This window comes from Corynebacterium sp. UMB0012 (assembly GCF_030216265.1).
GTDB lineage: Bacteria > Actinomycetota > Actinomycetes > Mycobacteriales > Mycobacteriaceae > Corynebacterium.
The window spans coordinates 1-26205 of record NZ_JASOKQ010000010.1; the positions used below are offsets into that span (position 1 = coordinate 1).

The 26205-nt window shown below is 61.8% G+C and carries 26 protein-coding genes; 5 read left to right on the forward strand and 21 right to left on the reverse strand.

The window, feature by feature from the left end; all coding sequences use genetic code 11:
- A partial coding sequence (locus tag QP324_RS06290; protein WP_284815119.1) for an IS30 family transposase occupies positions 1-521 on the forward strand: 521 nt, incomplete at its 5' end.
- 77 nt (positions 522-598) lie between these two features.
- Here the strand turns inward: QP324_RS06290 and QP324_RS06295 are convergent.
- On the reverse strand, positions 599-1177 hold the full coding sequence (locus QP324_RS06295; RefSeq protein WP_225746569.1) for a TetR/AcrR family transcriptional regulator: 579 nt from the start codon (positions 1175-1177) through the stop codon (positions 599-601).
- 333 nt (positions 1178-1510) lie between these two features.
- Here QP324_RS06295 and QP324_RS06300 point away from each other — a divergent pair, with 333 nt between their 5' ends.
- Positions 1511-2353 carry a DNA adenine methylase gene (locus QP324_RS06300; protein WP_284815121.1) on the forward strand — a complete coding sequence of 281 codons (843 nt, stop codon included), beginning with the start codon at positions 1511-1513 and terminating at the stop codon, positions 2351-2353.
- Complete coding sequence (locus QP324_RS06305; RefSeq protein ID WP_284815123.1) at positions 2346-3677, forward strand: hypothetical protein; 1332 nt, start codon at positions 2346-2348, stop codon at positions 3675-3677. The genes QP324_RS06300 and QP324_RS06305 overlap by 8 nt, the downstream gene beginning before the upstream one ends.
- Here the strand turns inward: QP324_RS06305 and QP324_RS06310 are convergent.
- From QP324_RS06310 to QP324_RS06390, 17 genes are all read right to left on the reverse strand, one after another.
- Positions 3674-4321, reverse strand: coding sequence for a LysE family translocator (locus QP324_RS06310; RefSeq protein ID WP_284815125.1), 648 nt, complete (start codon positions 4319-4321; stop codon positions 3674-3676). The genes QP324_RS06305 and QP324_RS06310 overlap by 4 nt on opposite strands.
- Complete coding sequence (locus tag QP324_RS06315; RefSeq protein ID WP_239273946.1) at positions 4318-4707, reverse strand: ankyrin repeat domain-containing protein; 390 nt, start codon at positions 4705-4707, stop codon at positions 4318-4320. Before QP324_RS06315 ends, QP324_RS06310 begins: the two co-directional genes overlap by 4 nt.
- A 10-nt stretch (positions 4708-4717) precedes the next feature.
- Positions 4718-5695, reverse strand: coding sequence for a DNA polymerase III subunit delta (gene holA / locus QP324_RS06320; protein ID WP_239273947.1), 978 nt, complete (start codon positions 5693-5695; stop codon positions 4718-4720).
- A gap of 1 nt (position 5696) precedes the next feature.
- Positions 5697-7109, reverse strand: coding sequence for a ComEC/Rec2 family competence protein (locus QP324_RS06325; RefSeq protein ID WP_284815128.1), 1413 nt, complete (start codon positions 7107-7109; stop codon positions 5697-5699).
- Positions 7110-7127: 18 nt separating this feature from the next.
- Positions 7128-7820, reverse strand: a complete 693-nt coding sequence (locus tag QP324_RS06330) for a ComEA family DNA-binding protein (protein ID WP_284815130.1) — start codon at positions 7818-7820, stop codon at positions 7128-7130.
- 99 nt (positions 7821-7919) lie between these two features.
- Complete coding sequence (locus tag QP324_RS06335) at positions 7920-8795, reverse strand: DegV family protein (protein WP_284815133.1); 876 nt, start codon at positions 8793-8795, stop codon at positions 7920-7922.
- Positions 8795-9493, reverse strand: a complete 699-nt coding sequence (locus QP324_RS06340) for a histidine phosphatase family protein (protein WP_284815135.1) — start codon at positions 9491-9493, stop codon at positions 8795-8797. Before QP324_RS06340 ends, QP324_RS06335 begins: the two co-directional genes overlap by 1 nt.
- A 6-nt stretch (positions 9494-9499) precedes the next feature.
- Positions 9500-9970, reverse strand: a complete 471-nt coding sequence (gene rsfS, locus QP324_RS06345; RefSeq protein ID WP_284815137.1) for a ribosome silencing factor — start codon at positions 9968-9970, stop codon at positions 9500-9502.
- A 119-nt stretch (positions 9971-10089) separates the two neighbouring features.
- Entirely contained in the window at positions 10090-10707 is a 618-nt protein-coding gene (nadD, locus tag QP324_RS06350; RefSeq protein ID WP_269953599.1) for a nicotinate-nucleotide adenylyltransferase, read from the reverse strand.
- 23 nt (positions 10708-10730) lie between these two features.
- Complete coding sequence (locus QP324_RS06355) at positions 10731-11999, reverse strand: glutamate-5-semialdehyde dehydrogenase (RefSeq protein ID WP_284768938.1); 1269 nt, start codon at positions 11997-11999, stop codon at positions 10731-10733.
- A 97-nt stretch (positions 12000-12096) separates the two neighbouring features.
- Positions 12097-13002, reverse strand: a complete 906-nt coding sequence (locus QP324_RS06360; RefSeq protein ID WP_284815139.1) for a D-isomer specific 2-hydroxyacid dehydrogenase family protein — start codon at positions 13000-13002, stop codon at positions 12097-12099.
- A complete protein-coding gene (locus QP324_RS06365) occupies positions 13002-13931 on the reverse strand; it encodes a D-isomer specific 2-hydroxyacid dehydrogenase family protein (RefSeq protein WP_284815141.1) in 930 nt (309 codons plus the stop codon). The genes QP324_RS06360 and QP324_RS06365 overlap by 1 nt, the downstream gene beginning before the upstream one ends.
- A gap of 33 nt (positions 13932-13964) precedes the next feature.
- Positions 13965-15197 (reverse strand): glutamate 5-kinase, encoded by a 1233-nt coding sequence (gene proB / locus QP324_RS06370; RefSeq protein WP_284815143.1) that lies wholly within the window; start codon positions 15195-15197, stop codon positions 13965-13967.
- An 83-nt stretch (positions 15198-15280) separates the two neighbouring features.
- A complete protein-coding gene (gene obgE / locus QP324_RS06375) occupies positions 15281-16813 on the reverse strand; it encodes a GTPase ObgE (RefSeq protein WP_239273958.1) in 1533 nt (510 codons plus the stop codon).
- Between the two features lie 237 nt (positions 16814-17050).
- Positions 17051-17329 (reverse strand): 50S ribosomal protein L27, encoded by a 279-nt coding sequence (rpmA, locus tag QP324_RS06380; RefSeq protein WP_005324079.1) that lies wholly within the window; start codon positions 17327-17329, stop codon positions 17051-17053.
- Between the two features lie 42 nt (positions 17330-17371).
- Complete coding sequence (gene rplU / locus QP324_RS06385; RefSeq protein WP_005324077.1) at positions 17372-17677, reverse strand: 50S ribosomal protein L21; 306 nt, start codon at positions 17675-17677, stop codon at positions 17372-17374.
- A 226-nt stretch (positions 17678-17903) separates the two neighbouring features.
- Positions 17904-21791 (reverse strand): translation initiation factor IF-2 N-terminal domain-containing protein, encoded by a 3888-nt coding sequence (locus QP324_RS06390; RefSeq protein WP_284815146.1) that lies wholly within the window; start codon positions 21789-21791, stop codon positions 17904-17906.
- A 203-nt stretch (positions 21792-21994) separates the two neighbouring features.
- Between QP324_RS06390 and QP324_RS06395 the strand changes: the two genes are divergently transcribed.
- On the forward strand, positions 21995-22762 hold the full coding sequence (locus QP324_RS06395; RefSeq protein ID WP_284815148.1) for a hypothetical protein: 768 nt from the start codon (positions 21995-21997) through the stop codon (positions 22760-22762).
- Here QP324_RS06395 and arsB read toward each other — a convergent pair.
- The gene (arsB, locus tag QP324_RS06400; protein WP_284815150.1) at positions 22759-23823 is read right to left on the reverse strand and encodes an ACR3 family arsenite efflux transporter; all 1065 of its coding nucleotides are present in this window, start codon (positions 23821-23823) and stop codon (positions 22759-22761) included. The two genes, QP324_RS06395 and arsB, sit on opposite strands and share 4 nt — an antisense overlap.
- A gap of 108 nt (positions 23824-23931) precedes the next feature.
- Between arsB and QP324_RS06405 the strand changes: the two genes are divergently transcribed.
- The gene (locus QP324_RS06405; RefSeq protein ID WP_284815151.1) at positions 23932-24282 is read left to right on the forward strand and encodes a metalloregulator ArsR/SmtB family transcription factor; all 351 of its coding nucleotides are present in this window, start codon (positions 23932-23934) and stop codon (positions 24280-24282) included.
- A gap of 13 nt (positions 24283-24295) precedes the next feature.
- On the opposite strand, the gene QP324_RS06410 is transcribed toward QP324_RS06405, so the two are convergent.
- Both QP324_RS06410 and ndk read right to left on the reverse strand, forming a co-directional pair.
- The gene (locus QP324_RS06410; RefSeq protein ID WP_284766970.1) at positions 24296-25600 is read right to left on the reverse strand and encodes an exonuclease domain-containing protein; all 1305 of its coding nucleotides are present in this window, start codon (positions 25598-25600) and stop codon (positions 24296-24298) included.
- A 160-nt stretch (positions 25601-25760) separates the two neighbouring features.
- The gene (gene ndk, locus QP324_RS06415) at positions 25761-26171 is read right to left on the reverse strand and encodes a nucleoside-diphosphate kinase (RefSeq protein ID WP_005324068.1); all 411 of its coding nucleotides are present in this window, start codon (positions 26169-26171) and stop codon (positions 25761-25763) included.
- Between the last annotated feature and the right edge of the window lie 34 nt (positions 26172-26205).

Here is a 26205-nt window from a genome sequence, read left to right on the forward strand (position 1 = left end):
CTATGGTGATGATTTCCGACCGGCCAGCAGAAGTAGATGACCGAGCAGTACCAGGTCATTGGGAAGGCGACCTCATTTTAGGCGCGGGTAATAAGTCTGCAATTGGCACGCTAGTAGAGCGAACCACGCGCTATGTCATCTTGCTGCATTTACCTAATGGGCATAGTGCTACCGAAGTAAATGAAGCACTTACTAAAGCGATTGCTACCTTGCCAGATCATCTCAAAGGATCACTTACCTGGGATCAGGGAAGTGAAATGGCCTGCCATAAGGCCTTTTCTGTAGCTACAAATTGTCCCGTGTTCTTCTGCGATCCTGGTTCACCGTGGCAGCGAGGCACCAATGAAAACACCAATGGACTACTAAGGCAGTACTTCCCTAAAGGCACAGACCTAAGCGTCCATAGTGCAGCGGACCTAGAATTCGTCGCCATGCAACTCAACCGCCGCCCCCGCAAAACCCTGGGCTTTCAAACACCAGCCGAGAAAATGGCCGCACTGATAAACTCAACCGAAACATAAGAAGTGTTTCCACGACCACTAGAATCCGCCGGGCGGCGGAACCGGCAGGCAGGGCCGGTGAGACTTAGGCGGGGCGCTTAGGCCAGATCGTCGTTGAAGTAGTCTTCGAAGATGGCGCCGGCGCTACGGAAGGCGTCGGCAAGCGAAGTTCCGCCACGGGTTTCCACGAAAGTCTCGAAGGCGGTCAGGAACTGGGTGTGGATGATATTGACGGTCGGCGTGAGACGCGGGTCGGAGGACTTCCAACCTTCGCGGGCCTGCACCGCCTGGCGGACGCGCTGAATTATGCGGCTATTGCGCTGGCAGTACAGAGCGCGCAGCTTCGTATCCTTAGCCAACGCCTGGGCCGTGAGCTGGGAGATTTCGGGGAAGAACTCATCGCCTACGGCACGATTGAATACGGTCATAGCCATGATTTTGGAATCTTCGCGCAGGCTTCCGGTGGGCAATCCTGCGGCGAAATTTTGGAATTGGTTCTCCACTTCCTCCGACATTTCGGGGCCTAAAACTGCCGATTCTTTGTCTTTTATGTAGTTAAAAAGCGTACGGCGGGAAACGCCCACTTCGTGAGCGAGCTCCTCCATGGTGAACCCGTCATAACCGTTCTCGATGACGAGGTTGAGCGCAGCGACTCGGATTTTTGATATACGCGGCATAAATGCCCCTTTCTGTCCCGACGCTCTTCAAGCTTCAGTAACTTTTCTTTCTCCCTAAGAAAATGTGAGGAAATTCTATTTTGTCTACAAACTAAGGGATTTTGGGGCGATTTTATTACCTTATATTCGGTCAGGGAAACCACCATACGCGCCATGAGGATCCCCCGCCGGCACGGCTGCGCGTTTGCGCCCGTCATGGCACCTTTCGGAAAAACTGTGACGTTAGACAACCAAGGCGCTAAGCTCACCCGGCCGCGCACTCGATTTATCCGCTCGCACGTTCGAAAGCCCGATGGTGCTCATGTCCGATGGGGCGGCTAAGATGAGTCAACGATGAAAAACGTTAAGCCACTGGTGAAATGGGCGGGCGGGAAGCGCCAGCTCTTGCCGCATATCCACGCCGCCCTGCCAGCGGATACCCCGCGGCGTTTCTATGAACCCTTCATCGGTGGCGGCGCGGTGCTTTTCTCTCTCGAACCGGCCAGCGCACGGGTCAACGATCTCAATAGTGAGCTCATTAACCTGTATGAGGTGGTGCGCGGCGGGGTCGATGAGCTCATTGAGGAGCTCGCGGGCTACCCCAATGAGGCAGAGTTTTTCTATGCGCTGCGCGCAGTGGACCGGGATGCCCACGAGTTTGCCGCCCTCTCCCCCGTCGAGCGCGCGGCACGAACGTTGTATCTGAATCGCACCTGCTATAACGGCCTGTACCGCGTGAACGCGGCCGGCCAATTTAATGCCCCGTTTGGGCGTTATAAGAATCCCACTATCTGCGATGAAGACACTCTGCGCGCGGTGCACCACTATTTTGCGGAGAATGATGTGGCCTTCTCGCAGGGCGATTTCGCCGCGGCGGTAGCACAGGCACGCGAGGGGGACTTTGTGTACTTCGACCCTCCTTATGACCCGGTGAACGTGACTAGCTCCTTTACCGGCTACCAAAAGGGCGGCTTTGACCGTGCGGAACAACAGCGCCTCAAAGAGGTCTGCGATGACTTGGATAGGCGCGGGGTGAAGTTCCTGTTGTCTAATTCGGCCACCGAGTTCATCCGCGAGCTTTATGCGGACTATGAAGTAGGAATCGTGGGGGCAACGCGGGCGATTAACTCCGTTGGTTCGAAACGCGGCAAAGTCGACGAGGTCCTGGTGCGCAATTACGAGGTCCGCGGTGACTAGCGGGCCGGAAGCGCCGGAGCTGCGGGCGCGCTTTGGTGTGCCGGAGTCGGTGAAGCTCGGCGTCAATGACTGGGGGTGGCTGCGCATCCTGGCGGCGGGATACGACGCGGAGCTGGAGCGGCGCGGGTATTTCTATATCGGCGCGCGGGAGCTAGAACGGCTGTCGGGCCGGCAGCCACGGCTGATGGCCAAGCATGATTTTTCCACCTCCCGGCCGTGGATTTTTCAGCGCCTCCAGCTGGGAATCGTACCGGTCAGCCGCAGCGAATATCTGGTGGGCCGGTTCAACCTCTACGAACGATTTCCAGAAACGCAGCGTGGCGAGGTACGCACACTGGAGTTGCCGGCGGGTCTGGACACCTTCTCGTTGGAGGGGGTGAGCTCGGAGGCGGTGGCGTTAAATGGGGCGTCGGCAAGCGGGATGCTGGAAAATTTTTTGGGGTGCGGGCCGCTGCAGGCGACGGTGGCCGGGCGCATGTCCACGCGCGGGCTTAAGGTGCGGCTGCCGGACTTGGGTGTAGATGTGGCAGTGGACCGCGCGCAGATGGAAATCGACGGCGGCTTTGAATCGCTCGAGCACCTGGTGCTGGTGGAGGCGAAGAACCACCTTTCGGATGATTTCAATATTCGGCAGCTGTATTTTCCGTATCGCCGTTTCCAGCAGCGTTTGGCCAAGGATGTGGTGCCGGTTTACCTGGTGTATTCCAATGGCATTTTCCACCTGTACCGCTATGAGTTTCGGGATCCGGCGGATTTTCGCAGCATTGCGCTGGTCGATAGCGCCCGCTACGCGCTGTCGGCCTCGCATTTGGACGCGCAGGCGGCGCTCGACATTGTGCGGGCGGTAGAGCCCGAACCCGAGCCGGCCGTGCCCTTCCCACAGGCTAATAGCTTCGAGCGGGTGGTCAACCTGCTCGAGCTCATGGCGCTGCAGCCGCTAAGCAAGGCGGAGATTACCCACCGCTATGACTTCGACCCGCGGCAGGCGGATTATTATGCCAACGCCGCGCGCTACTTGGGCCTGGCGGAGCCGGTGGAGGACACGTGGGAGCCGACGGAGCACGGACGGCGGGTTATCGAGCAGCCGCAGCGCGATGCCCGGAATGCGGCGCTCATACGGGCGCTGGCGGCGCGGCGGGTTTTCCGCGAAGTCCTAGAGCTCAGCCTGGCCCGCGGCGCGGTGGCTAGCACCGCGGAGATTTGTGCGGCCATGGAGGGGCTGGGGCTCAGCTTGGCGACGTCCCGGCGGCGCGCCTCCACCGTCGCCCGCTGGACCCAGTGGGTGCTGGACACGGTGGCCGAGGGCACGCCGCGCCTGTTTTAAGCCAGCAGGTTCTGCCCGCCGGAGATGATAAGGACGATGCCGGCGATGATAAAGAAGAGGCCAGAGCCGATGTCGATCCACGGGCCGGCGGCGATGAGCTTGCGGCGCACGGCATTGGTGGAAATTACCGTGGCGACGACGAGGAAGAAGAGGAAGGCCGACAGCGAAAGCGAGAGTGTCAGCGCAATCGCCAGCCAGACGGGTGGGCTGGCGGGAAGCAGCGGGGCGATCATCGCGGCAAGGAAAAGCACGATTTTCGGGTTGGACATATTCGTGGCCAGGCCGACCTTGAAGGCGGTGCGCAGGCGGCCGAGCTGGGCGGCGGCGTCTTCTAAGTCCACGGGCGGGTTGGCGCGCTGGGCGATGCCGCTGCGCAGCGCGCGCGAACCCATAAATACCAGGAAGCAGCCGCCGACGGCTTGGACCGCGCCGAGGATTTCCGGGAAGGCCGTCAGCAGCGCGGCGGCGCCGAAAACGGTGGCGGCGCACCAAAAGAGCACGCCGATCTGAATGCCGGCGGCCGCCGCAATGGCATGGCGGCGCGAGCGGGTGGCGTAGCGGGTCACCAAAATGATGTCCGGTCCCGGCGAGGCGACGCCCACCAGGTTCATCAACAAGAGGGTGAAAAAGGATGTCCAGGTCACTCCCCCGCCTCGCTTTCGAGGCGCGGGATGAGGTCCTCGCGGCCGAACAGGCGGGCGGAATCCAGCGCGGAAGGCTGGCCGGCGGTGGGGTCGGCGTGGGCGGAAAGGAGGGCGTCGATAACCGCGTCTTCCTTCTTGAAGATGGCGCCGGCCAGCGGGGACTGGCCGCGATCATTGAGCAGGTTGACGTCCGCGCCGGCGCGGGCAAGTGCGGCAACTAGCTCGGCGTGGCCATGATAGGCGGCGAGCATGATAAAGGACTGGCCTTCGTGGTTGACGAGGTCGATATTCACGCCGTGGTCGATATAGGCGAGGAGGTCCAGGTTGCCCTCGCGCGCCATGTCAAAGAGCCGACCGGCGAATTCTTGCACTTGCGTCTCAGACATGGTTTCTAGCTTATCGCGCCAGTTCCGCGACGCGTTTGACGGCCGCTTCTATGGCGAATTCGGGCTCACCGCCTTGGCCTTTGACGGCGGCATCGAGCTCTGAGACGAGGATGACAGCCTTGGTGACATTATCGGCGGACCAGCGGCGGGCCACCGGCTGGGTCATTTTGACCACGTAGGGTGCTAGGCCGGTTTGGCTCGCCAGCGAGTATTGGTCCCCGCGCGCGGAGTAGAGGCGGGCGACGGCGCCGACCTTATTGGCTAGCGCGGCGGCAATCGCTACGGGGCTCGCGCCCAGTTGGAGGGCGCGGCGGCAGGTGGATACGGCGGCTTCGACGCGGCCGGCGACGGCGGCGTCGGCAATGTCCCAGTTGGCCACCTCGGCCACGCCGACGTAGTAGTTTTGCACCGCCTCGCGGGTGACATTGCCGCCGGTATCGGAGACCAGCTGGGAGATGGCCGAGGCCAGCTCGCGCAGGTCAGAGCCCACTCCCTCGAGCACGGCGTGGATAACGTCCGGGGTGGGGCGCACGCCGTGGCTGGAAAATTCGCGGGTGGCCCATTGGCCCAGCTCATTGGGGTAGAGCGAAAAGACCTCGTGGACCTCCGCAATCTTGCGCAGCTTGGCCACGAGCTCGGGCTGTTTCTTCTTTTTCTTCAGCGTCTTGGCCGTCACGGAGTAGATGATGACCATGGTCATGCCCGGCGCGGGATTGGCGCAGGCGCGCAAGATGATATCGACTACTTCTTTGCCGGCGCGCTCGCAGTCGCTGATGACGATGACGCGGTTATCGCCAAACAGCGACGGGCTGGTGGCCTCCAGGATTTCGCCCTCAGAGACCTCGGAGGCTTTTAGCTTCGTCAGCTCGGGGCGGGCACCGGTGGGTCCGCTCTCCTCGGCCGCGGCGCGCTGGATGTGCAGGCGGGCGCGTTCGGTGAGGAATTCATCGTCGCCGAGGATGAGGTGTACTGGAGGCATGCCCGCCATTCTAGCCTGCGGCCAGGCCGAGCCAGGCGATGCCCGCCAGCGTCAGCACCAGGGTGAGCCACGGGCGGTGATAGAGGAGGCCGGCGATAATCCAGGCGTAGGCAAGCAGCGTAAAAAGCGGGGTGGCGGGGATGGTGACCACGGGCAGGTGGGCCACGCCGTGGGCGATGGTATTAATCCACCACGAGAAGGGCTCAATCAGGCGGAGCAAGCCGGCGCCCAGCACGTCCAGCGGGCCGAGCTGGGCAAAGATGGTGGCGATGAGCCCCACGATGGTAATCGGCACGGTGGCAGGCTCGACGAGGATATTGGCCAGCACGGAGACCACGGAGACCTCACCAGACATGAGTGCCACCAGCGGAAGGGTGACGATATCAGCGGCGATGGCCACGGCGACCACGCGCAGGAAGATGGCGGGCCAGCCGGTCACGGCCAAGTGCTTGTAGATGAGCGGACTCAGCGCCACGATGCCGAGCGTCGCGGCGCACGATAGGGCAAAACCAAAGTGCACGGCGAGGTCGGAATCCACAAAGAGCAGCGCGATGATGCCGAGGCTGAGCGCATGGATGGGCTCCATGCGCGTGGAATTGAGCACGGCAAGCAGGCCTACTACCCCGGCGACGGCCGCGCGTTGGACGGAGGGCTCGAAGCCCACAAGCAGAACATAGGTAGCAAGGGCGCACAGGGAGGCGGCCACGCGGGTGCGGGGACCGAGCGCGAAGGCGGCGCAGACCACGGCCGCGGCGGAGCAGACGATGGCCACATTGGCGCCAGATACAGCGCTCAAGTGCGAGAGCCCGGTGGCAATATACAAGTCGCGTTCGGCGGTATCTTGCAGCGCAGTATCGCCGAGCACCATGCCGGGAATCAGGCCTTGGCTGGAGGGCCCGACGGTATCAAGGACCAGCGCGCGGAAATTCTCGGCCACGCTGGCCGCCCAGCCGTCCAGGCCTTCGGGCTCGGCGGTCACCTGCACCTCGGTGGCATTGGCGCTGAGCTTTCCGACGCCCGCCCTATCCGACTCCCCTACCCTCACCCCGACCGTAAGCTCGGCGCCAGCAGCCGCCGGGACCGGTTCCGGGCTAAAGACCGGCAGCTGGGTCGGGTATCCCGGAACCTTGAGCTTGAGCAGCCAGCCACCCGTACTCGTCTGCGTCGGTGCAGTGACAAGGCGCCCGGTGACTTCGGTGCCGAGGTCGAAGGCGGCAGCACGAGCCTGGCGCACCGCGGCGACGAACGCCGCACCCCCAGCAACCGCCCCGCAAAAGAGCGCTTGGCCCCACTGACGGGCAACGAGGCACAGCGCGACGACGACCGCGATGAGTGCGATAGCCCAGCCGCGGCCGGCAAGCAGTACGGCGATGACGGCCAGCCAGGCGGTAGCCGCGCCGGGAACGAGCCGCAGTTCTCGCATCGCACGCTCGAATACGAACTAGAGCTGGACTTGGTCTTTGAGCTGTTCCAGCTTCGCCGGGCCGATGCCGGAGACTTCGAGGAGCTCTTCCACGTCCTTGAAGCCGCCGTGCTCCTCGCGGTAGGCCACAATGGCCTGCGCGGTCACCTCGCCGACGCCCTTGAGTTCGGTGAGCTCCTCGGCGGTGGCGCTATTGAGACTCACGCCGCTGCCGCTAGCGCTGCCGCCGGGGCTGCTGGAGTTGTCGCTGGCTGGGGCAGGTTCGCCGGGTGCGGGAGGTGGAGCGGCGCCGGAGGGCAGGATGTGGAGCTGTTGGCCGTCGGAAAGCTGCTGCGCATGGTTGAGAGCCATAGTCTCGGCGCCTGGTAGCGGCTGGGCGGCGTCGAGGGCATCGGCCACACGCGCGCCGGGCTCGAGTGTTTTCAGCCCGGGCTCTGCAACTTCGCCGATGACCGAGACGATGATTTCGCTGGGCTCCTCGCTAGGGGCATCGCTTAATGCCGCGGGCTCGGGCATGCCGGAGGATTCGTCCGAGCGTGCATTGATGCCGAGCCAGACCACCACGCCGATGACAAGGAGGACAGCCATGGCGCAGGCTTGCCAGGAGCTGATGCGCAGTCGCGGGCGCGGGTAATCGACGGCGAGGAGTTCTTCCTCGCCGGTGGGTTGGGTAAATTCGCGGAGTCGTTCGCTGATCTTGGGTGCCGCCATGGCGCTGAGGCTAAGCGCAGGCGCAATTTAGCGGTAGGTCGAGCGAAGGTAGCCTGTGGATAACTTGTTGTGGGCGTCAACGAACCCGGCGCGGTGGGCCTAGTTATCCACAGATCGGCGCGGCGGGAAGGCGCGAGGTCGACCACGTGTGTGAGAATGCACAGGTTCCGCGGGCGGCTCGGAGCTAAACACGGCGGAGACGCCAATGGCGGAGGGTCCGGCGTGGACAGCGAGGACGTCGTTAAGCGGAGTGCAGATAAAGGACGAACCTTGCGGCAGCGCCGCTTCAAGGAGCGCCTCCAGCTTGGCAGCCGCATCTTCGGCCTGGTTGTGCTGAATGGCGACGAAGGCCGGCTCACCGTCCGCGCGGGAGGCGATGAGGTCCACCAGCTTGGTAAAAGCCTTGGTCTGGGTGCGGGTCTTGCCCACCAGCTCCAGCTTGCCGCGGGTAATCGACATAATCGGCTTGGTGGCCAAAAGCGCCGTAGACAGCACGGCCGTGGCCGGGGAAAGGCGGCCAGAGCGGCGCAGATCCTCCGTGGAATGCAGGTAAACCCAGGTAGCCGCGCGTTTAAGGGTATCGATGGCCGCTGCGTAGCACTCGTCCAAACTGGCGTCACGGGAGGCGAGCTTAGCCGCGGACATGGCGGCCGCGCCCATGGCCATACCGGCCGAACCGGAGTCAATCACCCGCACCGTGTGCGGAAAGACGCCGGAGGCCGATACCGCGGCGGAATAAGTGGAAGATAGCTCTTTGGACAGGTGAATGGCCACCACTCCCTCATCTTGGGCGCGCTCCATTTCGCGGCCGTAGGCGGCGGCCAGCTCCAGCGCGCTCAAGCCCGAGGTGGAACGCTCCAGGCCATCTTTGCCGTGGCTTTCCATAAGGTGCAGGTCAACGACCGTGATGGATAGCTGCTCCGCCAGCTCCGGCGGCAGGCCCGCGGAGGAATCCGTAATGACGCGAACCGTCACTAGATATCCGCCCCGCCGTCCCCGGTGACCTCGCCGCCCATATTCCAGCCGTCGAAATACCACTGGGCGCTGCCCACATTATCTGGAGTGAACTCCAGCGAAGACAGCGGCGTGTCCGGGTTAAAATCAGGGCGGGCGGTCAGCTGCGACCAGTGGGTATTTTTCAATCCGGAAAGGATGCCGTACTGTGCATGGTCAAGGCCCAGCAGGTGGCAGGTCAGCGCCGAGATAGCGCCGCCATGGGCCACGATGAGGACGGGGCCCTGGTCCCAGCCGGCGAAGTCTGCCATGAGCTCATCGACGACGGGCCGGGCACGCTCGGCCACATCCACGCGGGATTCGCCCTGCGGCGGCGCCCAAGTGGGGTCGTGGCGCCAAATGGCGCGCGCGCCTGGAAACTCCTCATCCACCTCGGCGGAGGTCCTGCCCTGCCACCGGCCTAGGTGGGTCTCGCGCAGGCGGGCATCCGTGGTGAAATCCATGCCAAGGGCATCGGCGACCACGCGCGCGGTTTCGCGCGCACGGATGAGGTCGGAGGCGACAATTTTAGACACTCCCTGATCCTGCAGCAGGCGCGCGGCGGCGCGGGCCTGCTCATAGCCCAGCTCGGACAGCTCGGTATCCAAGTGGCCCTGCATGCGGCCGGTGGCGTTATAGGTAGTTTGTCCGTGGCGGATCAGGATCAGGCGGCGGCTCATGCGGGTTTAAAGCTCCTCGTCCTCACCAGGGACCTTATCGGCCAGTGGGAGCTCGTCGATGGAATCAACTTCGCGCGGGTTGACGCCATTGGTCCATTCGCCCGGGCGCTCTGGGGCCTCGATGCCCTCGATCTCCAGTGCTGGGCAATCGTGGTACAGGCGGTCTAGGCCGTAGAACTCGCGCTGGTCATTGCGCTGGACGTGGACGACGATATTGCCATAATCCAGCAGCACCCAACGGTTCTCTCGGTTGCCTTCGCGGCGCTGCGGCTCGAAGCCCTGCTTGGTCATTTCGTCTTCGACTTCATCCACGATGGAGCCCACCTGGCGCTCGTTGTCTGCAGAAGCGAGTACGAAGACCTCGGTAATGGCGAGGACATCGGAGACATCAATGGCCGCGATATTGGTGGCCAGTTTTTCTTGCGCGGCGTGGGCCGCGGTTTCTGCCATGCGGCGGGCGAGATTAGAAGTAGACAATGTGTAAAAATTCCCTTTTCGCGTCTGAATATATTCGGTATGAACTATCTCTATTGAGAGTCTATTCTTGCACGTTTAGCAGGCCCGTGCCCAAAATCTGGGGAAGGCTGCGGAAGTTTCTACAGGGGCTTATCTGGGTTAGGCCCGTAGAGATTGTTCTTGGTGATGTACTGCACCACCCCATCCGGAACTAGGTACCACACGGGCTGGCCTTGAGCGGCGCGTTCGCGGCAAGCGGTAGAAGAGATAGCCATCGCGGGAATGTCGATGAGATCGATATCCTCCTGCGCATCGGCGGGCAGCATATCTGCGCTTAGCTCATAGCCGGGGCGGGTAACGCCCACAAAGTGCGCCATCTCCAGCATCTCTTCCCAGTTATGCCAGCTCATGATGGATGCCAGCGAATCGGCACCGGTAATGAAATAAAACTCCGCCTCCGGGAAGAGTTCGCGCAGGTCGCGCAGCGTATCGATGGTATAGGTGGGCCCCTCGCGGTCAATGTCTACGCGCGAGACGGTAAAGCGCGGGTTGGATGCGGTGGCCACCATCGTCATCAGATAGCGGTGCTCGGCCGCCGTGACGTCGCGGTGGGACTTTTGCCACGGCTGGCCGGTGGGAACAAAGACGACGGTATCGAGGGCAAACCGGTGGGCAGCCTCGCTGGCCGCTACCAAGTGGCCATTGTGGATGGGATCAAAAGTGCCACCCATGATGCCGATGCGCTGTGGGCTAGTCATGGGTGATGATTATAGTCGCACTACTAGGGGCGGGTCTGACCGGTACCCTGCAGGATCCACTTGGTAGAGGTCAGCTCCGGCAGCGCCATCGGGCCGCGGGCATGCAGCTTCTGGGTGGAAATGCCGATTTCCGCACCCATGCCGTAGACCTCGCCATCGGTGAAGGCGGTAGAGGCGTTGAGCATGACTGCCGCGGCATCCACTTCGTTGCCGAACTTCACTAGGACGTCGGCGTCTTGCGCGGCGATGGCCTCGGTGTGGCCAGTGGTGAACTCGGCGATGTGGGCGATGGCACCATCGACGCCGTCGACCACCTTGGCGCAGATATCCATGGACAGCGACTCCTCGCGCCAGTCCTCATCGGTGGCTTGCACGGCATCCTTGACGCCGAAGGCCTCGAGCTCAGCGACGTCGCCGTGGATGGTCACGCCCGCCTCCTGCAGCGCGGTGATGATGCGCAGCTTGGCGGAGTCGTCCAAGGCGGCGTCGATAAGCACGCACTCCGTGGAGTTGCATACGGAGGTGCGGCGGGTCTTGCCGTTGATGACCATGTCGATAGCCTTGTCCAGGTCCGCGGAGGCATCCACATAGAAGTGGCAGTTGCCGGTGCCGGTCTCGATGGCCGGGACGGTGGCGCCGGTGACCACGGCTTCAATGAGCTTCGCACCACCGCGCGGAATGACCAGGTCCACCAGGCCACGAGCGGTGATGAGGTCCTGGACGGAATCGTGGGTCTCGCACGGCAGGAGCTGCACGGCCTCACGCGGTAGATCGAACTCGGCGAGGGTATCCTGCAGGATTTCTACCAGCTTGGCATTGGAGTTGCGGGCAGACTTGGAACCGCGCAGCAGCGGCACGTTGCCGGACTTGATGGCCAAACCAAAGGCGTCCACGGTGACGTTCGGGCGGGCCTCATAGACCATGCCCATCACGCCGAGCGGGACGCGCACCTGCTTCATCTGGATGCCGTTGTCCATGGTGCGGCCCTGCAGGATCTCCCCTACCGGGTCCTGGAGGCCGGCAACCTGGCGCAGGCCGCCAGCGATGCCCTCCACGCGGGCGGCGTCGAGGGATAGGCGGTCAATGAGGGACTCGGACATGCCGCGCTCGCGGCCAGCTTCGATATCTTGCTTATTAGCGGCGAGGATATCCTCGGTGTGGGCGATAAGGTTTTCGGCTGCGCGCTGCAAGATTTCGTTCTTGCGCGGCGTGGACAGCTGCGCCACGACGGGCGCAACATCCTTGGCAGCACGGGCTTTGGACAGAACTTCTTCGCGTTCAGTGTTGCTCATGCCATACCAGCCTAACGAAAGGCCACGCGCTTTTCAGCGACCTCAGCCGCGGTGGGGTTGAGCTGGCCATCATCAGCGCGGCTACCGGGACTATCCATCAGTAGCCGACTTCAGTATCTACTTCCGTAGGGATTGTCTCACCGGTGGCAAAGCGCTCCATGACCTTTGCTGCATGCGCGCCGATGCGGCGGCGCACCGAATACGGCGGATTGGCAAGGTGCGGGGTAATGACCACGTTGGGCATGTCCCACAGCGGGTGCCCATCGGGCAGCGGCTCGGGGTCGGTGACGTCCAGGCCGGCTCCGGCGATCTGGCCGGCGCGCAGGGCGTCGACCAGCGCATCGGTATCCACTAGCGGGCCGCGCCCAACGTTAATGACCACGGCGTGATTGGGCATGGAGCGGAAAGCGGCGGCGTTAAAAAGCTGACGGGTCTGTTCCGTGAGCGGAGCGAGCGCCACAAAATAGTCGGCGGCCGGCCACACGCGCTCGATATCGGAGGTGGAATAGGTTTCATCGGCGCCTTCAACCGGGTTACCGGAGCGATTGACCGCAATGATGCGTGGGCCGAAGCCTTCTAGCATGCGGATGAGCCGCTTTCCGATGCCCCCGGCACCCACCACCGCCACCGTCTTATCCTCAAAAAGGAAGCTGGTGTGGGCCTCGACCTCATCGCGGTTATCCCAGCTCGTTCCCACGCGCTTGTGCGCATGCAATTGGGCGAGCAGGAGCGCAATGGTGGACTCGGCCACGGTGGCATCATATAGCCCTGCTGCGTTCGACCAGCGGGCGGAGGTATTTCGCATGACGTCGAGCAGGTGGTCCACACCAGCAAACGGAACTTGGACTAGGCCCACGCTTGGCGGCAGCGGCTGTGGGAAATCATCCGGGCCACCGTTGAAGATGAGGGCTTCGGCCTCCTCCAGTGGGGCGCGTTCGTGCCCGGCGGCATCGAGGGCCTGCAGGGTTTCCTCCCACGGGGTGGGCAGCATCGCGTACTTCATTAGTATCCGGCCTCCACATCGACGCGGGTGGGCATGGCCTCTCCCCTCTCCCACGCCGCAGCATTGGCGTTGAAGATAGCGCCTAGGTGATATTGAGCTACGTGCGCGGAGGCGGCCATGTGCGGCGTCATGGTGCAATTGGGCAGATCATAAAGCGGATGGCCATCGGGCAGCGGCTCGGGATCCATAACCTCCAAGCCGGCGCCGGCGATGTCGCCGCTGCGCAAGGCTTCCACGAGGTCATCGGTTACTACGGTGCTGCCGCGGCCGACGTTGATGAAGATGGCGGAGGGCTTCATGGCGCGGAAAGTGGCGGCATCGATAAGCCCCTCCGTGTCTTTGGTCGCCGGGAGGATACAGAAAATAAAATCCGCCTCGCTCCACACGTGCTGGGCTTTATCCATGGGCACGACCTCATCGGCGCCTTCCACCGCGCGGCCGGAGCGATTGACCGCAGTAATGTGCACGCCAAAGGGCTGCAGGAGCTTAATGAGCTGCTTGCCGATGCCCCCAGCGCCAAAGATCGCTACCCTCTTCGGTCCTTGCTGGTTATAGAGCCAGGCCTGGGATTCATCCAGCTCCTTGGCCACCGACCAGGTAGCAGTTTGGGCGAAAGCCTTGTGGTGGTGCGCCTGGGAAAGGGCTAACCCGAGTGCGGACTCGGCCACGGGCTGGGCAAAGGCGCCGGCGGAGTTGCACCATGGCACGCCGTCTGGGGTAATGACGCCTGCATCGATGAGCTGATTGACGCCGGTATAACAATGCTGCACCCAGCCGATATTCGCCGGCATCTCCGGGATGCGGCGCGGGTTGGGCGCATTATTGATATAGACCTCGGCGTCCTCGATGCTGCTTACGCGTTGGTGCCCGGCAGCCTCGATGTCTTCTACCATCGGCTGCCAGGTTTCCGGTCCCATGAAATACTTCATGCCCCAACCATACGGGGAATCTCGGACTCGGGTTTAGATGCGGGAGGCGAAATTGGAGAGATAATCCGCGTGGACGACGGAACGGCGCTGCTCCTCAGGAAGCTCTTCCATCTTCTTGCCCTTAATGGCGTGCAGCTCCTCGGAATCGAAGCGCACTTCACCGCGGCCGATGACCTCACCATTCGGGCCCAGGATGTCGATGATTTCTCCCTTGTTGAACTCGCCTTGCACATCGGTAATACCAACGGCGAGCAGCGAGGTGCCGCCCTTGGTGACGGCCTCCTTGGCGCCTTCATCGAGGCGGACTGCTCCGCCGGTATCGGCGCAGTAGAGAGCCCAGAACTTCCAGGCAGACAGCTGGCGTTCCTCGCGAGTATGGAAGACGGTGCCCACGGAGGCGTCGGCAAGCGCGGGCCCAATATTGTCCGTAGAGGTCAGCAGCACTGGAATGCCGCCGCGGGTAGCCAGGCGGGCCGCGGAGACCTTGGTGGCCATTCCGCCGGTGCCGACCTTGCCGCCATCGCCAGCAACAACGCCCTTCAAGTCCTTGCCGGTGCGCACCTCATCGATGAACTTGGCATCCGGCTCGGCCGGGTTCTTATCGTAGAGGCCATCCACGTCGGAGAAGAGGAAGAGCGCGTCCGCGCCCACCAGGTTGGCCACCAGCGCGGAGAGGCGGTCGTTATCGCCAAAGTGCATCTCGGAGGTCGCCACCGCATCGTTCTCGTTCACGATAGGGATGGTGCGCAGCTGGCGCAGGCGATCGATGGTGCGCTGCGCATTGCGGGCACGGTCGCGGTGGCCGGTATCGGACGCGGTGAGGAGAACCTGGCCGATGGTGCGCTTATAGCGCGCAAAGGACTGGCCCCACACAGAGGCCAAGTGCACCTGGCCGACGGACGCGGAGGCCTGCTTGGTAGCCAAATCGGTGGGGCGCTGGTGCAGGCCGAGCGGGCCCATACCGGCGGCAACCGCACCGGAGGAGACGATGATGACATCGGAGCGGCCCATGCGCGCATGGACGGCATCAACGATGTGATCGATTTTTTCTTGAGAAACGCGGAAATTTTCATCCGTGAGGGAAGAGGAACCAATCTTGACCACTACGCGCTTTGCCTGCGCGATGTCGCGGCGGAGATCCGATTCAAAACCGGACGCCACCGGATTTTCATCGAGCGGTTCCGGGAAAGGGGTATCAGCGGTAGGACCGTCAAATGGCTCTACCGGAAGCGGAAGGATGGGCTCATTCTGTTGATCAGAAGACATAATTTCATAGTCTACAAAGGTTCCGAGCCCAGCACCCCGACTTTGGGGGCGCAGCGCACAAGGCCCGCGGCGGCGGGGCGGCTTTAGCCCTGCCACCTATCGCGGTTAGCGCCCTCGCGGGTGACCTCTTCATCGGTGCCGTAATCATACTCATCGATAAGACCACGGCGCGCCTGAGAAGCGCGCTTACGCTCGGCGGCGGAAACGCGGCCGGTGCCCTTCAGGCGGGCGTCCTCGCCACGGCTTGCCATTGTCGGATCACCGCCGGTCATCGGCTCCCACTCGAAGGTGATGCCACCGATGGTTACCGGGCAGCCCTCCACTGCGCCCTGCTCGCGCAGCTCATCCTCCACGCCGGCCTTGGCCAAGCGGTCCGCCAAGAAGCCCACTGCCTCATCATTTTCAAAGTCAGTCTGGGTAATCCAGCGATCAATCTTCTTGCCCTCAACAATGAAGCCACCCTCGACCTCAGGATCGGGCTTCACGGTGAAATCAGCAAACGCGCCGGTATGTTTCTTATGGCCCTGCGCCTTGGGATGGATAACGGTGTGGTTCTTATCCTTCTTTGGCAACGGCTGGGCCTTGCGGTGCTCGGTCACCATATCCATGAGCCGGAACTTCAGCGGGTCCAGACCCTTGCGAGCGACTGCCGAAATAATAAAGACAGGCCAGCCAAACTTCTCTTCCAGATCATCCTTGACAAATTCCGCCAGCTCTTCGGCCTCAGGCACATCTGCCTTATTCAAGATGATGACGCGGGGGCGCTCACGCAGATCCCCCAAACCAGTATCTTCCTGCAAAGCCTCCTGGTACTTTGCCAACTCATTTTCCATCGCCTCAATATCAGAGACCGGATCACGGCCGGGCTCAATGGTGGCGGTATCCACCACATGGGCAAGCACCGCCGTGCGTTCAATATGGCGCAAAAAGTCTAGGCCGAGCCCCTTGCCATCGGCCGCGCCCGGGATAAGCCCGGGCACGTCCGCGATAGTAAAGGAGCTATCTCCCATATCCACCACGCCAAGGTTCGGCTGCAGCGTGGTAAAGGGATAATCACCGATCTTTGGCTTCGCGGCAGAAAGAACCGAAATCAACGAAGACTTACCCGCCGAAGGGAAACCCACGAGCCCGACGTCCGCCATGGACTTCAGCTCGAGGATTAGATCGTGCGCTTGGCCCGGCTCGCCCTGCAAAGCAAAGCCGGGCGCCTTGCGGTTCTTAGAGGCAAGCGCCGCGTTGCCTAGGCCACCGAAGCCGCCTTCCGCAGCAACAAAGCGGGTACCAGGCACCGTCAGGTCAGCCAGGGTATCGCCCTTTTCATTGCGCACTACCGTGCCGGCGGGCACCTCGAGAATCAAATCCTCTCCGCGGGCGCCGTTGCGCATATCGCCGGCACCGTTGCCGCCGCGCTGGGCCTTAATGTGCGGACGGTAGTGAAAGTCCATCAGGGTATGGATCTGCTCGGAGACCTCGAGGACAATATCGCCACCGTGGCCGCCATTGCCGCCATCTGGGCCGCCCAAGGGCTTAAACTTCTCGCGGTGGACAGACACACAGCCGTGTCCACCGTCGCCTGCTTGCAGGTGCAGGACAACGCGGTCAATAAAACGTGCCATGGTCAAACCCTCCGTAAGTTAAATCTTTGTCCCCGCCAGTGTAATGCGTGTCTTGGGCTGGACTCCAACCGCAACCGGATTGAATCCGCCTACCTAGTCGGCCATCCCATCGGTTGTGTCCGCTAGCGTGGTGTATCTATTACCCGGATGGAGCCTCGTTTCGGTATGCACAAAACCAGAAAATCCTCGAGCCTCCCTCACCGGGGCAGACTCGAGGATTAACCTCATCGGCCTTAGTTAGGCAGTTGCCTCTGCAGCAACCTCTTCAGCCGGAACAATGTTGACCATGCGACGGCCACGCTTGATACCGAACTCCACGGAGCCAGCTGCAAGCGCGAACAGGGTATCGTCGCCGCCGCGGCCTACGTTCTCACCTGGGTGGAACTTGGTGCCGCGCTGACGCACGATGATCTCGCCGGCATTAACCTGCTGACCACCGAAGCGCTTGACACCGAGACGCTTGGACTCGGAATCGCGACCGTTGCTGGAGCTGGAAGCACCCTTCTTATGTGCCATGTGGTTTTCCCTCCTTTAGGGATAATTACAGCCGGTTAAGGCTTACTTGATACCGGTGATCTTCAAGGTGGTCACAGGCTGACGGTGACCCTGACGCTTCTTGTAACCAGTCTTGTTCTTGTACTTCAGGATATCGACCTTCGGGCCCTTACCCTGCTCAACGATTTCTGCGGAGACAGAAACCTTCTCCAAGTCGGAAGCCTTGGACTTAACATCGGCGCCATCGACGAGCAGAACCGGGGTGAGAGCTACGGCAGAGCCTGGCTCACCCTCGATCTTCTCGACCTTGACGAGGTCACCTTCAGCAACCTTGTACTGCTTGCCGCCGGTCTTGACGATCGCGTACATAGAGGGTTACCCCTTATCTAAACTCGCTCGGAAGCAACCGGGTAGGCCGCGTTCCGAATGGACACTTACACATTGCGTTTAGTTCCCGCGCGAACATGCCCGCACAGCTCACTAAGTGAGTGTCGGACTGATCCAGCGCCGTGAGTACTAAACAGCGACTGTCAAAGACTACCCCGTAGCGGGCACAAAATACAAACCACGCTTTTTGTGCCCGCGTGGCGTAGCCCTAAGACGTGCTTCGCCGTGCTACGCGGCGTCGGCCGCGCCCTGACTTTGCGGGCGACTTGTCCTGGTGCGCACCGCTCGCGGAAGCCTGCTTCTGCACTGCATTATGCTGCGCCTTTGAGGCCTTAGCGCTTGCCGACGCCCCCTTCTTGCGCACCGCCCTCTTCTTTCCGCGGCGCAGCACCTTGGTATCGCCCGTTGTCGCCCGCTGGCCAGCACCAGAACGCTCCGGCGAACCATCCTCCTGCGTCGAACGACCATGGGTAGACTTCGTTACCTTCGGATTCTCTGCTACCGCCTTTTTAGGAGCGGCATGGCGCACGGCACGGCGACGCCCACGGCCCTTGCCACCGGAACGCTCCGCGCGTGCGGCGCCAGCTGCCTTTTCATGGCGCTGCTCGGCGGACCCGCCCGCCTGCTTGTGTCCGTGCTCCTGTGCCTTTTCCTTGACCTCGTGCGGCACGCGCGAGGTGCTCCGGCGCTTGGCCGACTGGGTGCGCACTGAACGACGGCGGCCACGCCCGCGAGCCTTGCGCTCTTCGCGCGAGGTCTTCTGTCCGTGCTGGGATTCAGCGCCGCTAGCGTTACCGTCGCCGTCGGCAGAGTCCTGCTCACCGGCGGCCGCGAAATCCTGCGGCTGCGGGCGCCTATCGGAGCGCGAATTTCCGCGGGTGCGGCGCTTGCGACGCGGGGAAGCCTCAAACTCGGCTACTGCCTCGTCATAGGTCTTTCCAGTCGCTTTCTCCGGAGCTATTTTCTCCGGAGCGACTTCCTTCTCCGGTGCCTTCTGCTCGCCGCCTGTAGCCGCGCGGGTTACCTTCGAACGGCGCGTCGCCCGGCGCGGCTTTTTGCCGCGCTTGGAGCCGGCCCCTGCACCAGGGTGTGCCTGAGCAACGGCACCCGAGTCCGCGTCCGTATCCGCATCGGGGACGTAGGAATTAAATTCCTGCACCTCATCGCTCTCGGCGGCATTATCCGCCGCGGCGTACGCGATGGCCTCGATATCGGATACCTCAGTCTGAGTGCGCTTGCGCGCGCGGCGGCGACCGCGTCTGCGTCCGCGCTCCTTGTTGCGGTCGTGGTCACCACTCTGCTCTTCCGATCCAGCGTGGGACTCAGCCGGACCGCGCTCGTCAACAACGACGTTTGCGACGAGATCTTCCAACGACGTCTTGGCAGATTCCCGTGCGGCGTCCTCGCTCTCGGTGCCGTAGACCGGCGCCTGGGTCTTCTTGAAGCGCTTAGGCTTGGAGGAGTTTTCGGGGGCGTCGTCAAGTTCGTGCTTATGCATTGCCACAGCAGTCGGGTGCTGCTGCGGATCGTGGTGCTGCTTCTTGTGCGCCTTGGACTTGCGGCCAGAATGCTTGGAGCGCTGATCGTCCTCGGCCTCGTCCACCGGATACTGGTGAATGATAATGCCGCGACCGTTGCAGCATTCGCACTCGGTGGAGAAGGTCTCCACCAGGCCGGTACCCAGGCGCTTGCGGGTCATCTGTACCAAACCGAGCGAGGTGACCTCGGAGACCTGGTGGCGGGTGCGATCGCGGCCCAAGGCTTCCTTCAGGCGGCGCAGCACCAGATCCTGGTTTTCTGGCAGGACCATATCGATAAAGTCCACGACGATCATGCCGCCAAGATCGCGCAGGCGCATCTGGCGCACGATTTCTTCGGCCGCCTCGAGGTTATTGCGGGTAACGGTTTCTTCCAGGTTGCCGCCGGAACCGGTGAACTTGCCGGTGTTGACGTCAATGACGGTCATGGCCTCGGTGCGGTCAATAACCAGTGTGCCGCCCGAGGGCAGCCATACCTTGCGGGAGAGCGCCTTATGCAGCTGCTCATCAATGCGGTAGGCCTCGAAGGCATCCTGCCCGCCGTGGTCCTTGGCACGGTAGCGCACCACGCGGTCCGCAAGGTCCGGCGCCATGGAATCTACATAGGCGCGGACGGTATTGAAGGAACGCTTGCCATCGACGATGAGCTCGGTGAAGTCCTCGTTGAAGAGATCGCGCACCACCTTGATGAGCATGTTTGGTTCTTCATACATGGTCACCGGCTTGGCACCCTTGGAGGATTTTTCCTTCTTAGCGTGTGTCACGATGTCCTCCCACCGGCTGTGCAGGCGGTTGACGTCGGTAGCTATTGCCTCTTCTGGGACGTTTTCGGCGGCGGTGCGGATGATGGCGCCGCCATCGCCCGGCACTACGCGGCCGAGGATATCCTTCAAGCGCTTGCGCTCTGGGGCGGGCAGCTTGCGGGAAATGCCGGCGCTGCGCCCACCCGGTACGTAGACCAGGTAGCGGCCAGCGAGGGAAATCTGGGTGGTAAGCCGCGCGCCCTTGTGACCGATGGGATCCTTAGCCACCTGCACCAGCACCTGGTCACCAGACTTCAGGGCGTTTTCTACCTTGCGGGCGCGCCCGTGCAGCTTGGTCTTGCGCCAGTCGATTTCGCCGGCGTAGAGCACGCCGTTTCGGCCCTGTCCGATGTCCACGAAGGCCGCCTCCATGGACGGCAGCACATTTTGGACGCGGCCCAAGTAGATATTGCCAATGAGCGAGGCCTGGGACTCGGTGGTCACGAAGTGCTCGACCAACAGGTCATCTTCTAATACGCCCACCTGGGTGATGATGCCGGCGCCGTCCTCGCGCTCCTTATCGCGCACCACCATGGTGCGCTCCACGGCTTCGCGGCGGGCAAGGAACTCCGCCTGGGAGACGATGTGCTGGCGGGTGCGGCCTTTTTCGCGCAGCTCGGCACGACGGCGCTTCTGCGCCTCGATGCGCGTGGAGCCGCGGATCGCCTTCGGCTCTTCAATGTGCTCGGGCTCGTGTGCCTGCTCTTCACGCTTCGAACCCGCGCCGCGTCCACGGGATGCGCCGCGGCGCCCACGGCGGCGGCCCTCAGACTTTCCGGAACCACGGTCGGAGCCGGAGCCGGAGCGCTCACGGCTTTCGTCGGCGGAATCCGCCGCGTCCTCATTGTCATCGCGTGCGGCATCGTCGGTGGTGAAGTCCTCCTCTGCTGCATCTACTGCCGGTGCGAATGCCGCTGCCTCGTCCTGCTGCGGGGCCATAAAGATCGGCGCAAAGTCATAGTGCCCGGAGTCTTCCTCGGATTCAGCGCGCGGGACGATGTGCGGGGCGTAGTAGTCATCCTCGAAGTCCTCGCCGGCCTCGGCCAGCGCCTCGTGCAACTTCGCCGCATCAACCGTTCCGGTATCGAGCGCGCTAGCCGGTGCTTCGTCCGCCTCATCCGCAGGTACTGCTGCTTCGGGTTGTACCGCTTCAGCGTGCTCGGCGTCCTCGGCGGCTGCGCCAGTTTCGGCTGCGGCCTGGGCCAGCGATGCCTCTACCTTGTCTTCGATCTGGGAGATCTCATTGTCCACGTTCTTGCGCACGCGGTGGCGCAGGTGTTCTTCGTCTTCCGCGGACTGCTCCCCTTCCCCTGACTCGGCGGCATCTGCCGGCTCTTCAGGCGCTACAGCGGCGGACTTACGGGTGGCCTTGCGGGCGCGCTTGGCACGCTTCTTAGCTGGCTTCTTTTCCTGTTCCTCGTCCGCGTTTTCTTCCGGTTGCGCAGCGACCTTGCCCTCGGACTCTTCAGCCGGTACTTCGGTGGTGTCGCTCGCGGGGGCGTCGGCAACCGCGGCGGCGTTCGCTACAGCGTCCAGCACCTGGCCTGCTTCCTCGCGGGAAAGGGAGCTCTGCGCGCTCTTTTTCAGGCCCATATCTTTAAGCTGTGCCACCAGCTCGCGCGAGGAAAGCCCCAGCTGCTTGGCCAGGGAATACACGCGGGTCTTGTCCTTGAGCTGGCTGCGGTCCAGGTTCTGGGCCAAAGACGCCGCTGCCTTGAGGCTTTCAGTTGTTTCTTGAGAGTTCTGTGCCACCATGTTCGGGCTTACTCCTGTACATCGTCTGTATTTGGCGCGGCCTCGGGCGCAGGCACGGCCGAAGACCGTACCGCCGCCGCACGAGGCATAGTGCGCGCTAAAAAAGTTTGTGGGATATGAAGTTATGCCGCGTCTCGTACGCGCTATCCCCCATTGTGTCACAGAACCGCGGGCAAGCTGGCAGGCGGTGTTATGTTGGCGGGGTGGCAGAACTAACACGAATCCCCGCTCGCGAACTGGCGCAGCATCGGCAGCGCAATGAAGTCCCGGTGCGCTCGGCGCTCTACTTTGGCGTGCCGGCCGGCTTTGCCATTGGCTTCGCCAACACGGGCGTGGATTATATGTTGATGGGCGCCGGTGTTTTTGCCATTTTTGCGGTGCTGGGGTTGGTGCACCTCATCCGCAATTACCCGCGCGGCATCAACGCTGCGCAAGAGGAATTCCGCGATGGTGACTATCCCACGATTGCCTATATCGCCCCGTTTATTCCGATCGCTGCGCCGTTGGTCATGGCGCCACTGAGCGCGGCCGACCTGCTTCCAGAGGTAGAGCTGGCCCCGCCCGTTGCCGGGATGCTGTCCGGGGCGTGGTGGGCCTTTGGTTTGCCGCTGGGTATATGGGGCATGTTTTCCCAGTCCTTCCGCATCGGCCGGCGCCGCATTAACAAGATCCTGGAAAAAGACCCGCTCGACGGGGTTACGGAGGCTCGCTTGCAGCTTGCCGACGCCCACTCGGACATCCTCACCGCCCTCGTCGCCGCCGGCGCGGTGCAGGGAAACACGATTAATTCCACTGCCCTCTCGAAGTTCATGAAGGTAGACCTCGACCCTCTATCCGAGCACCTCGATGCTTTAGCAAAGGCGGACCTGGTGAAGCTCAGCCGCATGGGACTGCGCACCGCGCCCGCAAAGTGGACCATCACCATCACGCCGACTGGGGTTCGCTGTCTGTATCAGGTGGGCCGGCGTTAATTTGGCAAGCTTTTGTCTCCTGGGAAAATTTTCGGACCTATCCAGAGCATCGCGTAAACAAGTCCTACGAGTACTGGGATTTCAATCAGTGGCCCAATGGTACCGGCAAGGGCCTGTGCTGACGCGGCGCCAAAGGTGCCGATGGAAACTGCAATGGCTAGCTCGAAGTTATTTCCGGCTGCGGTAAAAGCCACGGAAGCAGACTGTGCGTAGTTCATTCCCCCGGCTTTTGCTACGCCCAAGGCAAGGAAAAACATTCCAACGAAGTAAATAACCAGCGGAATCGCCACTCTCACCACGGCTGTCGGCTGGGCTACCAGCTGCTCGCCTTGCAGTGAAAACAGCAGCACGATGGTGTAGAGCAAACCAATCATCGCCAAAGGCGAGACTGCCGGGAGAAAACGGTCTTCGAACCATTCGCGTCCTTTGATCTTTTCTCCCCACACCCGTGAGAGCACACCGAGCAGCAGGGGGACTCCCAAAAATACGAGCACCGCGGTGACGATGGACCAGAAAGAGAAATCAGCAGAGGTGGTATCTAGCCCCAACCACCCTGGCAAAATCTGCAAATAGAACCATCCCAGCACACCGAACATGGCTACCTGGAATACAGAGTTTATGGCGACAAGAACGGCGGTGGCCTCCCGATCGGCGCAGGAGAGATCGGACCACACAAGGACCATTGCGATACAACGGGCTAGCCCAACGATAATCAGGCCGGTTCGCAGCTCCGGCTGATCGGCAAGAAATATCCACGCCAGGGTGAACATCAATGCAGGCCCCACCAGCCAGTTCAACACAATCGATACCACCATCAACCGGCCATCGGCAGCAATATCTCGGGTCTTTTCATAGCGGACTTTAGCCAGGGGCGGATACATCATAACTAGCAGGCCCAGCGCGATTGGAAGAGAAATACCGCCAACCTCTAGAGCAGACAGTGCTTCTCCAATGCCTGGCAGGAAGTGGCCTATCAATAGCCCCACAGCCATGGCCATGATGATCCAAACGGGAAGGAATCTATCGAGAAATGACAACTTTGGGCGTTGCGCAACGGCCATGGCTCTCCTTGTGCGACGAGGAATTCAACTTTCGATCAGTACTTTAATCACCCATATTGATACTCGTCAATATAACGGAGTGGGAGGAAGGCTCCTTATACTGTGTGCATGGACTCCTCCCCTAGCAATGCCGACAACACCCCGGATGCACAGTGCTGTTCCCTGAGCAGTGGCCCGCTCAGCCAGGGCGACTCCCTCCGCTTTTCCCAGCAATTTAAAGTACTTGCTGACCCAGCCCGCCTGCGCCTGCTATCCATATTGTGCGACGAGGGCTGCGGCCCGATGAGTGTTACGGAGTTGACCGCGCTTTCCGGCCTTAGCCAACCGACGGTATCTCATCACCTCGGCAAGTTGAGGGAATCCGGTCTTTTAATCAAGCAACAATCGGGCCGTACCGTTACCCATCGAGTGCAAAAGGAAACCTTCCGCACACTGCGCCAGTTGCTCTCCTTCGATTAGAAGAACTCCAGTCCTAGTCTGCGAAGTGAATGACCTCACGGGCAACGTCTTCCGCAACGATGGGAATGCCGTACTGCTTCGCTTTCTTGGCTTTGCCCGATTGCGAGTCCGGGTCACCAGCGATGAGCACCTTGGTCTTTTTGGCTAGGCCGCCAATTTCCACGCCGTGCGCGGCAAAATACTCTTCCCATTCCGCAGTCGAGTAGGTCTTAGCGCCGGTAATGGTTACTCGCTCGCCAGCGCTCACCACAATGCCGCCCATGCTGGCGAGTCCGCCAATACTGCCGTCCTCTTCAGAACCTTGCGGTGCCTCTTCACTAGGGGCACCATGCCGACCTTCTGCCTGTGGAGCGGTATCGGGGTCTACGGCAGCCTCGATATCAGCAGCCGGGATCCCCAAGGCGCGGCCGGCAGAAGCCAGGATGGCACGTTCCTCAGCCGTGACAACACCATCAGCCCAGGCTTCTTCAATCAGCAGCGTGATATAGGCTTCATGCAGCTCGCGCAGACCATGTTCATCGAGCCCATGTGCTTGAGCAAAGGCCAGCAATTGGGTTTGCTCGGTGGCGGAGAGGCGGCGGTCAAGCAAGGCGGCATCGAGAAGCTTGAAATAGTCTTCCGCAGCCGTATTCGATGGCGTCTCACGTTGTGCGACGAGCCCAGCGAACCAGCCGCCGTACTGTGCCGCTTGCTTGGCGGATTCCGCAGCTGCGCGGCTGAGAAGTGCCGGCTCCGCCCAACCCGGGTGGGGTGCCAGGCTGCGATACAGCTGTTGCTCAGCCAAGCGCTCACTCATATAGTCCTCTTGGGCTGCCGGGGTATTGGCTAGGAAATGCTGGAATAGTTGGGCCGTGGCCATCGCATCCGCCAATGCGGAGTGTGCCAACTCATTATGAATTCCCAGATGGGCGCAGCAATCCCCCAGCTTCACCTTGGGAAGACCAAGATACCTGCGTGCCAACACGGCCGTATCGATCGCCGGCAACGCCTCTTCAGAACAGGCGCGACAAGCCAGCAGCTCGGACTGAACAAAGGTCCGATCGAATCCCGCATTGTGAGCAACGAATATGCGGTCTTCGAGAGAATTAGCCAGCTTGTCCGCTACTTGCGCAAAGGTGGGCGCGCCAAGAACATCAGAGGCGGAAATGCCGTGAATTTCCGTGTCCGCGATATGGCGTTGCGGGTTAATGAGCGTCTCCCAGGAATCCTGCACTGCTCCTTCCGGCGATAGCTCCACGACGCCAATTTCAACGATGCGGTGCCCGTGCTTATAGGAAAATCCGGTGGTCTCAATGTCTACGACCGCGTAGCCGCGCATATGCGCCTCCCTACGTCTTGTTGAAAATAGTTCTTAGCCGCACCAGTGTAGGCATGTTGCGCTCCTGCCCGCTGCCGATATGTCGGAAGACCAGGTGACGCTATGAATAAAGCCCGAGCCGGTGGCTCGGGCTTAAGTGCGTACGAAACGCTGGTAAGACTTAAAGGTTCGGGAACCAGATAGCGATCTCGCGCTCTGCAGACTCAGGGGAGTCAGAGCCGTGCACGATGTTCTCGCCAACGGTCAGAGCAAAGTCGCCGCGGATGGTGCCCGGGGTGGCCTTGGAAACTGGATCGGTGCCACCGGCCAGCTGACGCCATGCCTCGATGGCACGCTCACCCTCAACAACACCAGCGATAAGCGGTGCGGAGGTGATGAACTCGACGAGGTCACCGAAGAATGGCTTATCCTTGTGCTCCTCGTAGTGCTTCTCCGCGGTCTCGCGGTCAGCAACGCGCAGATCGAGCTCGGCCAGCTTCAGGCCCTTGCGCTCGATGCGGGAGATGATTTCGCCTACGTGGCCGTTCTTTACGCCGTCCGGCTTGATGAGAATCAGTGTACGTTCAGTCATGCCCCACACTGTACCGAAACCGCACGCATGCGTC